The organism is Adlercreutzia faecimuris (assembly GCF_022669055.1).
Classification (GTDB): Bacteria; Actinomycetota; Coriobacteriia; order Coriobacteriales; family Eggerthellaceae; genus Enterorhabdus; species Enterorhabdus faecimuris.
This window is the reverse complement of record NZ_JAJMLW010000002.1, coordinates 173,150-186,328: the sequence shown is the minus strand read 5'-3', so window position 1 is coordinate 186,328 and position 13,179 is coordinate 173,150. Positions and strand designations below refer to the sequence as shown.

The 13,179-nt window shown below is 71.9% G+C and carries 10 protein-coding genes and 1 tRNA gene; 2 read left to right on the top strand and 9 right to left on the bottom strand.

The genetic code is table 11. The annotated features are described in order from the left end of the window. Nucleotides 1-7: 7 nt before the first annotated feature. From LPT13_RS05985 to LPT13_RS05975, 3 genes are all read right to left on the bottom strand, one after another. A complete protein-coding gene (locus LPT13_RS05985) occupies nt 8-1,393 on the bottom strand; it encodes an MFS transporter (RefSeq protein ID WP_242164589.1) in 1,386 nt (461 codons plus the stop codon). Nucleotides 1,394-1,400: 7 nt separating this feature from the next. After that, a complete protein-coding gene (locus LPT13_RS05980; RefSeq protein ID WP_242164587.1) occupies nt 1,401-2,486 on the bottom strand; it encodes a HipA domain-containing protein in 1,086 nt (361 codons plus the stop codon). A gap of 113 nt (nt 2,487-2,599) precedes the next feature. Beyond that, nucleotides 2,600-2,676: transfer RNA gene (locus LPT13_RS05975), tRNA-Pro, on the bottom strand. Between the two features lie 479 nt (nt 2,677-3,155). On the opposite strand from LPT13_RS05975, the gene brnQ reads away from it, so the two are divergent. Further along, nucleotides 3,156-4,484, top strand: coding sequence for a branched-chain amino acid transport system II carrier protein (brnQ, locus tag LPT13_RS05970; protein WP_242164585.1), 1,329 nt, complete (start codon nt 3,156-3,158; stop codon nt 4,482-4,484). A gap of 5 nt (nt 4,485-4,489) precedes the next feature. Here brnQ and LPT13_RS05965 read toward each other — a convergent pair whose 3' ends face one another. The 6 genes from LPT13_RS05965 to ileS are packed head-to-tail and all read right to left on the bottom strand — an operon-like array spanning nt 4,490 to nt 11,866. Beyond that, complete coding sequence (locus tag LPT13_RS05965; RefSeq protein ID WP_242164583.1) at nt 4,490-5,065, bottom strand: very short patch repair endonuclease; 576 nt, start codon at nt 5,063-5,065, stop codon at nt 4,490-4,492. Between the two features lie 2 nt (nt 5,066-5,067). Then, nucleotides 5,068-6,345, bottom strand: coding sequence for a bifunctional phosphopantothenoylcysteine decarboxylase/phosphopantothenate--cysteine ligase CoaBC (gene coaBC, locus LPT13_RS05960; protein WP_242164581.1), 1,278 nt, complete (start codon nt 6,343-6,345; stop codon nt 5,068-5,070). After that, nucleotides 6,335-7,387, bottom strand: coding sequence for a ferrochelatase (gene hemH / locus LPT13_RS05955; RefSeq protein ID WP_242164579.1), 1,053 nt, complete (start codon nt 7,385-7,387; stop codon nt 6,335-6,337). Before hemH ends, coaBC begins: the two co-directional genes overlap by 11 nt. Continuing rightward, a complete protein-coding gene (locus LPT13_RS05950; protein ID WP_242164577.1) occupies nt 7,374-8,432 on the bottom strand; it encodes an RluA family pseudouridine synthase in 1,059 nt (352 codons plus the stop codon). The genes hemH and LPT13_RS05950 overlap by 14 nt, the downstream gene beginning before the upstream one ends. A 2-nt stretch (nt 8,433-8,434) precedes the next feature. Next, entirely contained in the window at nt 8,435-9,019 is a 585-nt protein-coding gene (gene lspA, locus LPT13_RS05945; RefSeq protein ID WP_242164573.1) for a signal peptidase II, read from the bottom strand. A gap of 6 nt (nt 9,020-9,025) precedes the next feature. Beyond that, nucleotides 9,026-11,866 (bottom strand): isoleucine--tRNA ligase, encoded by a 2,841-nt coding sequence (ileS, locus tag LPT13_RS05940; protein WP_242164571.1) that lies wholly within the window; start codon nt 11,864-11,866, stop codon nt 9,026-9,028. 413 nt (nt 11,867-12,279) lie between these two features. Between ileS and LPT13_RS05935 the strand changes: the two genes are divergently transcribed. After that, on the top strand, nt 12,280-13,152 hold the full coding sequence (locus tag LPT13_RS05935; protein ID WP_242164569.1) for a DegV family protein: 873 nt from the start codon (nt 12,280-12,282) through the stop codon (nt 13,150-13,152). Nucleotides 13,153-13,179: the final 27 nt, after the last annotated feature.

Genomic DNA, 13,179 nt, shown 5'->3' with positions numbered 1-13,179 from the left:
GTCGGGGCTAGCGGGCGCGGCGCATGCGGCGGGCGTAGCGCCAGGCGACGGCCAGGCCGGCGAGCGCCACGAGCGCGGCGGCGGCCATGGCAGCGGCGAACCCGGCCGCCTCGGCGCCGGGGCCGGCCAAAGGGCCTGCGGCCGCGGCGCGAGCCTCCACCGCCGCCATCACGCCGATGTAGGCCGCCGGCCCGATGCAGGCCGCCAGCTGCACGGCCGTGGACATGAGCGCCACGCCGTGGGGGTTCTGGTCGTCGGGCAGGGTGCGCAGCCCGGCCGTCTGCGAGGGCGACAGCAGAAGCCCCGACCCCGCGTAGCCGAGGAAGACCCCGGCCATGACCGCCGCGAGTGAAAAGGCGAGCGCGCCGGCGGCCGTCACGGCCAGCCCCGCGACGGCCACGGCGAACCCGGCGGGCAGAAGCGGCCACTCGCCGCGGCGGTCCATCGCGCGGCCGCCCGCCACGGCGGCGAGCGCGTTGGCGAGCACCGGCCCCAGCAGCAGCCCGCCGGCGGCCGACGCCGCCATCCCGCAGGCGCCCTCCAGGTAGAGCGGCACCATCACGCTCAGCGAGAACGACGTCATCATCGCCACGACGACGAGCACCGCCGCCGGCCAGAACGCCGGGCTCGCCAGGGGCTCCAGGCTCACGAGCGGGTGCGCGCAGCGGCGCGTGCGCGCCACGAAGCCGGCCAGCAGCGCCGCGGCCAGGGCGAGGGCGACCGCCCCGCGCGCCGGGGCGGCGGCCACCTCCGAGAGCCCGAGCGACAGCGCCGTGAGGCCCGTGGCCGCGAGCGCCGCCGAGGGGGCGTCCAGGCGCACCTCGCGCGAGCCGCCGCCCTCGCGCACCACCGCCCAGCCGGCCGCGGCCAGCACGGCCGCGCCGGCGAGCGGCACGAGGAAGACGCTGCGCCACCCCAGCCCGCTCACCAGAAAGCCCGTCGCCACCGGGGCGAAGGCGGGGCCGAGCGTGATCATGCAGCTGCCGACGGCCAGGTAGGTGCCCAACGACTCGCGCGGCAGGCGCGCCACGATCACGTTCATCATCAGCGGGATGAAGATGCCGGTGCCCACGGCCTGCACGAGCCGGGCGGCCACGAGCGCCCAGAACCCCGGCGCGACGAGGCCGCCGAGCGAGCCGGCCAGGCTCAGGGCCGCCGCGGCCAGGAACAGCCGGCGCACGGCGAAGCGGCGGTAGAGGAAGGCCATGCAGGCCACCACCACGGTGACCGCGATCATGTAGCCGGTGACGAGCCACTGGGCCGTGACCGACCCGACGCCGTAGGCCTCCATGATGGGCACGAGGGCCATGTTCACCAGGTTCTCGTTGAACCCGGCCAGAAAGCCGCTGCCGTAGAGCACCGCCAAAAGCGGCGCGAGGGATCCGCGTCTCATCGGGCGGCTAGGCCAGGATGTCGGCGATCATGCGGTCCTTCAGGCGGTTGGCCGCGTCGAGCTTCCAGGCGGGGTAGCCCAGGCCCGGGTCGTCGTAGGAGAAGTCCTTGAGCGCGATCAGCTTGGCGCGGATGTCCGAGGTGATGAGCGCGCGGGCCATGCGGACGAAGTCGTCGCCGATCTTCGGACCGATCATGCTGAGGTAGGTGTCGAAGTCGTCCTGCTCCATCATCATGGGCAGGCAGGCCATGTTCTGGTCGAAGAGCGGCGCCTGGCCGAGCACCTCGCCGGTGTCGTTGTCCACGAGGAAGCCGTAGTTGCCCGCGTGGCGGTCGACGTTGGCCGTGACGGCGTCCATGGCCACCATCTCGCGGAAGCGCTCCTCCCCGCCGTGCTCGCGGCAGAACGCGAGCATGTCCGGCACGTCGAAGGGCCCGTCGAAGAAGCGGTGGGCCGAGACGAACCCCACCTGCTCGGACGTGAACAGCGGGCACTTGCTCGCGAGCGAGCCGTGGTACGTCACCACCTCGTAGGGGACGTGCTCGACGCCGGCCGCATCCAGGATCTGGGAGGCCAAAGCCTCCGAGTAGGGCTCGAACCCCGCGTTGGCGTACCCGGTGCTCCCCCGCTTCAGGAGCGAGATCTGGTCGCCCTCGCGCACCCAGCACTTGGCGAACGAGCCGGAGGTGGCGTACTCGGGGGAGGTCGGCGAGTTCTGGCGGCCGTACCTGCCCGTGCCGTCGAAGGCGATCCGCGCGATCACGTCGTCGAAGGGGTTGCGGTACAACGACACGTCGTCCCAGGCGATGTCCTCGTCGGCCCTCCTCATCCAGAAGGTGTCGGTGAGCGACAGGCAGCGGGCCATGGCGATGAAGTCGTGGCGCGTCGTCAGCCCGAGCTCGCGCATGAGCCGCTCGATGGACACGCGGTGCTTCGCGATCTGGCGGCCGTCGATCCAGTCGTTGATGTTGACGAAGCCGTAGGGGAAGTAGGCGTCCGACCGCTCGACCTCCGCGTACACGTACAGGCCGAGCTGCACCTGCTCCTCGTAGGTCGCCACCACGACGTCCTTGTTCATCAGCTGGTAGAGCATCCCGCACCTCCCTTCCGGTCATCCCCCTATTATAGGGCACCGCGCGGGCGGGCGTCCGGCGCCGCAAAAGCAAGGGGAGCCGGCGGCTCTCGCCGCCGGCTCCCCGAAGAAGCTGGTCGGGTTGACAGGATTTGAACCTGCGACCCCTTGACCCCCAGTCAAGTGCGCTACCAAACTGCGCCACAACCCGTTGCGCGTCTTCCCGGGGCCACGCCCCGATCAGACAGCTTGCTTATCTTAGCGTTACTTCAACGGCATTTCAAGAAGATTTTTCCAGAAGCCGACGACCCCGCGGATCAGAAGTGGTTCTGCGTCTGGATGGCACAGGGGCGAAGCGCCGCCCCCGCCGCCGGCCGAGCGCGGCGGATCGCGGAGCGGGCGGGAAAACCGCGGTTTTCCCGCCCGGACGATCGCCTCTCCCCCGCGGGCGCCCCTCTTTCTTTTCTGGAGAACCGGCGCGCAGGACACCCATCCGGCCCGCAACGGGTATCATGCTTCCCCTGCGTGCCCGCCGCGCTGCCCGGCAGCCGCGTCGGCCGCCCCCCGGCGCAGGGCGCGGCCGACGTTTACGGGGCGCTTTCGATTGGGCTACCGGTGGGCGCGGGCAGTTTCGCCCGAACGGGGACGCGGGGATAATCGCCCCATAGGCCGACACGAGGAGGACGCACGGTGAGAAAAGACGCGCTGGTCACGGGGCTTGCCCTGTTCGCCATGTTCTTCGGCGCGGGCAACCTCATATTCCCGCCCTACCTGGGCATGACCAGCGGCAGCGAGTGGCTCGTCGGGTTCGCGTGCTTCATCTTCGTCGACGTGGTGCTCTCCTGCGTGGGCATCTTCGCCCTCAACGCCGCGGGCGGGGCCAACGCCGCCATAGAGGGGACGCTCGGGCGCGTGCCAGGGCTCATCATGAACACGGCCGCCATCCTGTGCACCGGCGTGCTCATCGCCACGCCGCGCACCGCCGCCACCACCTACGAGATGGCGGTGATGCCCCTGTTCGGCGACGGGATGGGCCTCGCGCTGTTCTCCGTCCTGTTCTTCGCGCTCGTGCTCGCGCTCACCTTCCGCCAGTCGCGGGTGGTGGGCATCATCGGCAAGGTGCTCACGCCGCTGCTCGTGCTCGGCATCATCGTGCTGGTGGTGGCCGGCATCGTGAGCCCCATCGGCGACATCGGCGCGCCGCGATCGGTCCACGTCGCCCAGGACGGCATCCTCGCCGGCTACCAGGCCATGGACATCATCGCCTGCGTGGGCTTCGCCATCGTCGTCCAGGACGCCATCCGCGCCGACGGCTACACGGCCCGCCGCTCCCAGATGAAGGTGATGGCGCTCGCCAGCTGCGTGGCCGGCGTGCTTCTGGCCCTCATCTACGGGGGACTCACCTACCTGGGCGCCATGACGGGGCTCTCCTTCGGGCCCGAGCTCAACCAGGCCCAGCTCATCGTGGAGATCACCAAGCACCTCATGGGCGAGGCGGGCGTGGTGGTGCTCGGCGTGGTGGTGGGGCTCGCGTGCCTGACCACCGCCATCGGGCTGACGGGCGCCACGGCCGCCTACTTCGAGCGCGTGACCCGCGGGCGGCTCCCCTACCGCGCCGGCGTGCTCATCGTCATCGGCTGCGGGCTGCTCATCTGCAACCTCGGGCTCGAGGCCATCATCGCGCTGGCGACGCCGATCCTGTCGGTGGTGTGCCCGCCGTTCATGACGACGGTGGTGCTCATCCTGTTCCTGCGCCGCATCCACACCACCTGGGCCTACAAGGGCGCGGCCCTGGGCGCGCTCCTGGCGAGCCTGGTGATCGTGGCCCACGACAGCTTCGGCCTGGCGCCGTTCGTCACGGCCCTGCCGCTCTACGAGTTCGGGTTCAGCTGGCTGCCCTTCGCCGTGGCCGGCGGCGTCATCGGCTGGCTCGCGGCGAAGCCGGCCGGGCGCGCCCGCGACCTCCTGGACGCCCCCGTCGAGAAGGCCGTGGAAGCCGAGGGCTCGCCGATCGGGTAGCCGCCTCAGGCGCCCGCGCCCGCGTTCGCGTCTGCGGCGCCCGCACCCTCGCCGACCGCGCCCTCGTCGTAGGTGCGCGGATCCTCGGCGGGGCCGTCGTCCTCGTCGTGGTCCCAGCGGACGATCTCGTAGAGGTAGCGCTCGGTGGCGGCCAGCTCGGACTTCTTGAGCTGGTGCTCCCAGATGACGTGCACCTTCCAGCCGTCGGCCTCGAGCGCCGCGCGGGTGCGCTCGTCGCGCTCCCGGTTACGGCGGAACTTCTCCTCCCAGTACTCCGGGTTCTTCTTGGGGATCGGCAGGTTGCAGGTGGGGCAATGATGCCAGTAACATCCGTGGATGAACAGGGCGATCTTGCGGCCGGGGTACGCGATGTCCGGGTGCCCGGGCGCCTTCTTCCAGTCGAGCCGGTAGCCCGGGAAGCCCAGGTCGCGCAGCATGCGGCGCACCTTGAGCTCGGGCGTGGTGTCGCGGCGCTTGTTGCCCTGCATGCACTTGCGGGTGGCGGCGCTCACCTCGCCGAAGGGCGACGCGGGCGCCTCGGGGGTCGCCTCCTCCTTACTCCTCGCAGCCCCCTCGGCCATGGCTAGCGCATCTCCAGGGCGCGGGTCCAGATGGCATGGGCGAGCTCGCGCTTGGGCATGAGGGGCAGCTCCTCGTCGCCGGCGGCGGTGACGAGGACGACCTGGTCGTCGTCGGTACCGAAGGCGCGGCCCTCCCCCACCTGGTTAGCGACGATCATGTCGGCGTGCTTGGACGCGAGCTTCGCCCGCGCGTTGGCCGCCACGTCGTCGGTCTCAGCGGCGAAGCCCACCACCACCTGGCCGGGACGCTTGGCCGCGCCGACGGTCGCCAGGATGTCGGGGTTGGGCGTGAGCTCGACGGCGGCGAGCGCCGCGTCGTCGACACCCTTCTTGAGCTTGCGGTCGGCCGGGCGCGCCGGCCGGTAGTCGGCCACGGCGGCGGAGAACACGGCGATGGCGGCCCGGGGGGCGGCCTCCTCGGCGGCGGCGAGCATCTCGCGCGCCGTCTTGACCGGCACCACGCGCACCCGCGCGGGCGGCTCGAGCGCCACCGGCCCCGACACGAGGGTCACGGCCGCCCCGCGCGCCGCGGCGTCGGCGGCGAGCGCGTAGCCCATCTTGCCGCTCGAGTAGTTGGAGATGAAGCGCACCGCATCGATGGGCTCCACCGTGGGCCCCGCCGTCACCAGCACCTCGAGCCCCGCCATGTCCTGCTCGGGCACCGGCGGAAACGACGCCGTCGCCTCGTCGTCGCCCGCCGGGCGGATGGCCGCGGCCGGGCGCAGGGGCGGCGCGGCCAGCACCCGGAGCGCCCGCTCGACGATGGCGTCCGGCTCGGGCAGCCGCCCGCGCCCCACGTCCCCGCAGGCCTGGTAGCCCGCGTCGGCCTCCATCACCACCACGCCGCGGCGGCGCAGCGCCTCCAGGTTGTCCTGGGTGGCGGGCGCCTCGTACATGTGCACGTTCATGGCCGGGCACACCATCACCGGCGCCGGGCACGCGAGCGCCGTCGTGGTCAGCAGGTCGTCGGCGATGCCGCAGGCGAGCTTCGCCGCCACGTTGGCCGTGCACGGCGCGATGAGCATGAGGTCGCACTCCTCGGCCAGCGAGATGTGGTGGATGGGGTCGGACGGGTCGTCGAACAGGCCGACCGCCGCCTTCTCGTGGGTGAGCGCGCGGAAGGTCACCGGGTCGACGAAGCGCGTGGCGTGCTCGGTCATGACCACCTTCACGCGGCAGCCGGCCCTCTGCAGGCCGCGCACCACCTCGCAGGCCTTGTAGGCGGCGATGCAGCCGGTGACGCCCACCAGCACCGTGGGCGCGCTCGCGTCAGCGCTCATGAGGGCTCCTCTCGGTCGGGGAATCGGGCGCGCCCACGTAGGGCGCGAGCACGTGGGCGAGCACCCGCAGGTGCGCCCGGGTGGCGTTGAGGCACGGGACGTAGGCCAGGCGCCGCCCGCCGGACTCCAGGTAGGCGGGGCGCAGCTCGCACTTCACGTCGTAGAGCGTCTCGAGGCAGTCGATGGAGAACCCGGGGCACACGACGAAGGTGCGCGGCTCGGGCGCGGCGTGGGCCCAGGTGGCCAGCGTCGCGCTCGTGAAGGGCGCCAGCCACGCGCGCCCCTTGTCGAAGCGGCACTGGTAGCCGATGGTCCAGCGGCGCCGATCGATGCCCAGCTCGCCGGCCACCGCGAGCGCCGTGGCGCCGGCCTGCAGCTCGTAGACGTCGCCGGCCTCGATGTCGGCAAGCGGGATGGAGTGGAACGAGAACAGCAGCCTATCGCCGGCGTCCGGCGACGGGTCGAAGCCGGCGTTGCGGATGGCGGCCGCCAGCGCCCGCACGTAGAGGGCGTCGTCGTGGTAGTCCGGCACCACCTGGCAGGGCACGTCCCAGCGCAGCCGGCGCAGGGCCCGCGCCACGCCGTCGCCCGCGGCGCCCGTGGTCGAGAAGGCGGCCTGGGGGTAGAGCGGCAGGGCCACCAGCCGCGCGCAGCCGGCCTCGCGCAGCTCGCGCAGGGCGCTCGCGATGGAGGGCGCGCCGTAGCTCATGGCCTGGCGCACCACCACGTCGGCGCCGGCCTCGCGGTACCAGCCGTCGAGCCCGCGGGCCAGCCGGGCCTGGGTCACCGCGAGCGGGGACCCCTCCTCCGTCCAGATGGCCGCGTACTTCTCGGCCGAGGCGCGCTTGCGGCGCGGGATGATCCCCACGTGCAGGATGAGCCACCAGCCCACCCGGTTCATGGGGCGGATGCGGCGGTCCATCAGGAAGCGCGCGAGGTAGCGCGCCACCGCCCGCGGCGTGGGCTCGTCGGGGGTGCCCGTGTTCACCAGCAGCACGCCCACGCGCCCGGGGACGGGCGATGCCTTCCTACGCAGCCCCATGGACGTCTCCCTCCACGCTCGGCACGGGCGACGCGGCCAGGACCTCGGCTACCTCGCGGCCGGCCTCGGTCACGCCGCGGCTGCGCGGCGCGAGCGCCTCGAGCGCCCCGCGCAAATCGCGCGGCAGGTTGTCGGCGAACGAGAGCACCTCGCCGGTCATGGGGTGCTCGAGGGACAGGCGATAGGAGTGGAGGAACTGCCGCTCGAGCCCCAGCTGGGCGCGGGCGTCCTTGGGCCCGTTGGCCGTGTAGCACGGGTCGCCCACGATGGGGTGGCGCGTGTACTGCATGTGCACGCGTATCTGGTGGGTGCGCCCGGTGAACAGCTTGCACTCGATGAGCGAGTAGCCGTCGTCGTGGGGGCCGGCCTCGAAGCGCTCGAGCACGCGGAAGGTGGTGATGGCCTCCCGGGCGCTCGGCACGTCGCGCACGGCCATGCGGGTGCGCTCGCTGGCAGAGCGCGCGATGGGCGCGTCGATCATGCCGGTGTCGTGGGCCATGATCCCGTGGACGAGGGCCAGGTAGCGCCGGTCGATCATGCGCGACTGGATGTCCTCCATGAGCCGGCGCCCCGCCTCGTCGGACTTGGCGGCCAGCATGAGGCCGCTCGTGTCGCGGTCGAGCCGGTGCACGATGCCCAGGCGGTCGTCCTCGCCCTGAACGTTGCAGAGGTTCTCCTCGCCGCAGTGCCAGATGAGCGCGTTGACGAGGGTGCCGTGGGCGTGGTCGGCCGACGGGTGGCACACGAGCCCCACCTGCTTGGACAGCACGATCATGTCGCCGTCCTCGAAGCGGATGTCCAAGTCGATGGGCTCGCCGTAGACGACGGGGGGCGCCTGCTCCTCGTCGGCCTCGTAGACCACGGTGTCGCCCGCGGCCACGGCGTGGCGCTTCGTCGCCGTCGCGCCGTTCACGAAGACGCGCCCCTCCTCGATGGCACGCGCCGCCGCCGAGCGGCTGGCGTAGAGCCCGCGCGCGGCGCAGAGCGCGTCCAGGCGGCTGCCCGCGTCGGCGGCGCCGACGATGTGGCAGAGCGACCGGGCCATGGCTAGGACCTCCCCGCGCCGTCGCCGGCCGCGGCGGCCTGGGCGCGCTCCTCGCGGCGCCAACGGCGGGCCAGAGCGACGATGAAGATGACGAACCCGCAGGTCACGCCGATGTCGGCGATGTTGAACGTCGGGAAGTCGATGAACACCGGGTCGATGAAGTCCACCACGTAGCCCAGCGTGAAGCGGTCGACGGCGTTGCCGACGCCGCCGGCGAACACGAGCGTCGCCCCGATCACCTCGGCGAGCGTCGCGCGCCGCGCGAAGACGAGCACGTAGACGAGCAGCGCCGAGCACACGATGACGGCGAGGATGCCCAGAAGGACGGTGGCGCCGTCGAGCACCCCCCACGCGCCGCCGGTGTTGTGCACGACGCGGAGGCGGACGAGGCCGAGGAGGGGCCCGCCCACCACGGTGCCGGGCGGGAACTGGTTGAACCACGCCTTCGTGGCCAGGTCGAGCGCGATCCACAGGGTCCCCACCGCCGTGAGGACGACGGCGTTGCGCGCGAGCGCCCGCCCCGGGCGCTCGCCGCCGGCGCCCGGGGCGGGCGCGCCGCCCACGGGCCTCTCGCCTGCGTCGGCCACGGGCGCCTACCCCTCGTACCCGATGGCGTCCAGGGCCTCCGCGCAGCGCGCGCACACGTCCGGGTGCGCGGGGTCGCCGCCGAGCGCGCGGATGTTCCAGCAGCGCGGGCACTTCTCGCCCTCGGCCACGGCCACGCGCGCGGTCGCCTCCTCGCCGTCGCCCTCCTCGAAGGCCGCCGACGCCACGATGAACAGCTCCTCGAACACGGCCGGGTCGAACCCGCGGGCGACCTCGACCAGGGCGGCGGGCGCCACGACGGTGACGGCGGCCTCCTGGCTCTTGCCGATCACCTTGGCGGTGCGCGCGTCCTCGAGCGCCTTGGTCACCACGTCGCGCACGGCCATCATCTCGCCGAACGCGGCCACCTGGGCCTCGGCGTCGGCCGGCAGCGCCGGCGCGAAGTCGGAGCGCACGGGCCAGCCGGCCAGCTGGACGGAGGCCGGGCGGCCCTCCTCGCCGCGCAGGGCCGGCGGGTAGTGGTCCCACACCTCGTCCACGGTGAACGACAGGATGGGCGCCATCACGCGGACGAGCACCTCCAGGATGTCCATGAGCACCGTCTGCACGGCGCGCCGGCGCGGGGAGGCGGGCGCCTCGGAGTACAGGCGGTCCTTCGTCACGTCCATGTACACGGCCGACAGCTCGTTGACGTACTCGTAGAGCGCGCGGTACACGGCGTTGAAGCGCAGGGCCTCGTAGGCGGCCTCCACCTCGGCGAGCAGGCGCACGGTGCGCACCAGCTGCCACTGGTCGATGGGCTCGAGCGCGTCCCAGTCGGTCACCGCGTCGTCGTTGGAGAAGTCGTCCAGGTTGCCCAGCAGGAAGCGGAAGGTGTTGCGGAAGCGGCGGTAGGCGTCCGACACCTGCTTCAGGATGCCGTCGGAGATGGACACGTCCTGGGAGTAGTCCACCGACGACACCCACAGGCGCAGCACGTCGGCGCCGAACTTGTCCATGACCTCGGCTGGGTCCACGCCGTTGCCGAGGGACTTGGACATCTTGCGCCCCTCCTCGTCGACGGTGAAGCCGCAGTGCATGACCGACTTGTAGGGCGGCACGCCGTAGGCGCCCACCGAGGTGAGCAGCGAGCTCTGGAACCAGCCGCGGTGCTGGTCGGAGCCCTCCAGGTACAGGTCGGCCGGGAAGCGCAGGCCCTCGCCGGCGCGGTGCTTGAGCACGCTCGTGTGCGACACGCCCGATTCCCACCACACGTCGAGGATGTCCTTCTCGGGCACGAGCTCAGTCCCGCCGCACTTCGGGCAGCGCGTGGTGCGGGGCAGGTACTCGGACGGCTCGCGGGTGAACCAGGCGTCGGCGCCCTCCTCCTCGAACAGCCGGATGACGGCGTCGAAGGTGTCCTCGTCGGCTACGGTGGAGCCGCACTTGGCGCACTTGAACACGGGGATGGGCACGCCCCAGGAGCGCTGGCGCGAGATGCACCAGTCGGGGCGGTCGGCCACCATGGACCCGATGCGGTTCTTCGCCCAGTCGGGCACGAAGCGCACCTCCGACGTGATGGCGCGCAGGGCGTCCTCGCGCAGGGCGTTCTCGTCCATCGACACGAACCACTGGTCGGTGGCGCGGAAGATGACCGGCTGGTGGCAGCGCCAGCAGTGCGGGTAGGAGTGGCTGATCTTCTTCTCGGCCACGAGCGTGCCCTGCTCGCGCAGCCAGTCGATGATGACCGGGTTGGCCTCGTCGGTGTCGAGCCCGGCGAAGCGGCCCGCCTCGTCGGTGAGGCGGCCGTCGTCGTCCACGGGCATGAGCAGCGGGATGTCGAACTCGAGCGCCACGAGGTAGTCGTCCTGGCCGTGGCCGGGGGCCGTGTGCACGGCGCCGGTGCCGGTGTCGAGCGTGACGTGGTCGCCGTAGATGACGGTGCCCTTGAGGTCCTGGCGGATGGGGCAGGTGTAGGTGAGGCCGTAGAGCTGCTTGCCCTTGAGCGTGACCGGCTCGCCGTCGTCGCCCGCGACGAGCTCCCAGCCGTCCCAGCCGGCCACCTCGGCCACCGACTCCACCAGGTCGCGCGCCATGAGCAGGTTGTCGCCGTCCACGCGCACCATCACGTAGTCGGCGTCGGGGGCCAGCGACACGGCCGTGTTGGCCGGCAGCGTCCAGGGGGTGGTGGTCCAGATGAGCACGTAGGCGTCGCCCTCGGCGCCGGCGGCCTCGAAGACGCCCGGCATGAGGTCGAGCCTGAACTTCACGAAGATGGAGGGCGACACCTCGTCGCCGTACTCGATCTCGGCCTCGGCGAGCGCGGTGTGGCACCGCTTGCACCAGTGGATGGGCTTGCGGCCGCGGTAGATGGAGCCGCGCAGGTACATGTCGCGGAACAGCTCGACGTTGCCGGCCTCGTAGTCGGGGGTGAAGGTGAGGTAGGGGTTGTCCCACTCGGCGTTGACGCCCAGGCGCTTGAAGCCCTCGCGCTGCACGCCGACGTAGCGCTCGGCCCACTCGCGGCAGAGCCGGCGCAGGGTGGGCTGGTCGATCTCGGCCATCTTCTCCTTGCCGAGCGTCACCTCCACCATATGCTCGATGGGCTGGCCGTGGCAGTCCCAGCCGGGGACGTAGGGGGTGAAGAAGCCGCGCTGGGCGTGGCTCTTGACCACGAAGTCCTTGAGGATCTTGTTGAAGGCATGCCCGATGTGGATGGGGCCGTTGGCGTAGGGGGGGCCGTCATGCAGCACGAACGGCCTGCCGTCGCGGTTCTTCTCGAGCACCTGGTGGTACAGGTCCATCTCCTGCCACCGCGCCAGGCGATCCGGCTCCTTCTGGGGGAGGTTGCCCCGCATGGCGAAGTCGGTCTGCGGGAGGTTCATCGTCTCCTTGTAGCTGTTGCCCACCGTTCGTCCCATCCTTCTCTTGCTGTCGCGTGCCTGCCTTGGGAAGGGGGCGGGGCGCACGGCGCCGGGCCCCCGGGGGTCTCAAACCCGAACAGTATAGGCGAACGGCGCCGCGCCCGCCACGGCGCGGGCGCCCCCTGCGCGGAAAAACCGCGGCCGGCCGCAGGCGCGGCCACGAGGCGCCGGATGCCGGCCGCGCGGGGCCGGCATCCGGCGGGGAGCGTCCCCGAGGGGCCGGCCCGGCCCACCACCCCTCCCGGCGGGCCGGGCCCCTTACGCCACACCCGAGGGGGTGAATGTGGATCATCCGTCACCCGCCCCGGGCATCGTTGGGGTAGAATGGCCCCTCGGAGAAACTAGGACGCGCCAGGCACCGCGGGGTCGCGCGCCCTGCGCGAGAGGAGATTCGCCCCATGGCATTCGAGATCGTCACCGACTCCAGCTCGAACCTCGTCGAGGACATGATCGACGAGTTCGGCCTGCACATACTCCCCCTGTCGTTCATGGCCGACGGCGAGCAGTACCACAGCTACCTGAAGGGCGAGCACACCGACCTGTCCCAGTTCTACGCCATGATGCGCGAGGGGAAGGTCTTCACCACGTCGCTGCCGAGCATGGCCGACTCCGAGGCCCTGCTGCGCGGGCTGCTCGCCGACGGGCGCGACATCCTCTACATCGGCTTCTCGAGCGGGCTGTCGGGCACCTACCAGGAGATCGACCTGCTGCTGGGCCAGCTCGCCCAGGAGTTCCCGGAGCGCACGGTGCTGACCGTCGACACCCTGGCCGCCTCGGGCGGCGAGGGCCTTCTGGTGTGGTACGCGGCGCGCATGGCCCGCGACGGCGCCCCCATCGAGGAGGTGCACCGCTGGCTCGAGGACCACAAGCTCAACCTGGCCCACTGGTTCACGGTGGACGACCTCATGTTCCTGTTCCGCGGCGGGCGCGTGTCCAAGACGAGCGCCTGGGCCGGGACGCTGCTCAACATCAAGCCGGTCATGCACGTCGACGACGAGGGACACCTCATCCCGCTCGAGAAGGTGCGCGGCCGCAAGAAGTCACTCAAGGCGCTCGTCGACCACATGGAGGCCACGGCCATCCAGCCCGTCTCCGAGCAGACGGTGTTCATCACCCACGGCGACTGCCGGGAGGACGCCGAGTACGTGGCCGCCATGGTGCGGGAGCGCTTCGGCGTGCGCGACGTGGTCATCAACTACGTCGACCCGGTCATCGGCGCGCACTCCGGCCCCGGCACCATGGCCCTGTTCTTCCTCGCCGACCACCGCTAGCCCCCCTCGCAAGCCCCAGGCCCCTCG

What these genes read in the sequence shown, in the direction of transcription:
- LPT13_RS05985 (WP_242164589.1), bottom strand. Translation starts at nt 1,393, where the DNA reads ATGAGACGCGGATCCCTCGCGCCGCTTTTGGCGGTGCTCTACGGCAGC.
- LPT13_RS05980 (WP_242164587.1), bottom strand. Translation starts at nt 2,486, where the DNA reads ATGCTCTACCAGCTGATGAACAAGGACGTCGTGGTGGCGACCTACGAG.
- LPT13_RS05965 (WP_242164583.1), bottom strand. Translation starts at nt 5,065, where the DNA reads ATGGCCGAGGGGGCTGCGAGGAGTAAGGAGGAGGCGACCCCCGAGGCG.
- coaBC (WP_242164581.1), bottom strand. Translation starts at nt 6,345, where the DNA reads ATGAGCGCTGACGCGAGCGCGCCCACGGTGCTGGTGGGCGTCACCGGC.
- hemH (WP_242164579.1), bottom strand. Translation starts at nt 7,387, where the DNA reads ATGGGGCTGCGTAGGAAGGCATCGCCCGTCCCCGGGCGCGTGGGCGTG.
- LPT13_RS05950 (WP_242164577.1), bottom strand. Translation starts at nt 8,432, where the DNA reads ATGGCCCGGTCGCTCTGCCACATCGTCGGCGCCGCCGACGCGGGCAGC.
- LPT13_RS05935 (WP_242164569.1), top strand. Translation starts at nt 12,280, where the DNA reads ATGGCATTCGAGATCGTCACCGACTCCAGCTCGAACCTCGTCGAGGAC.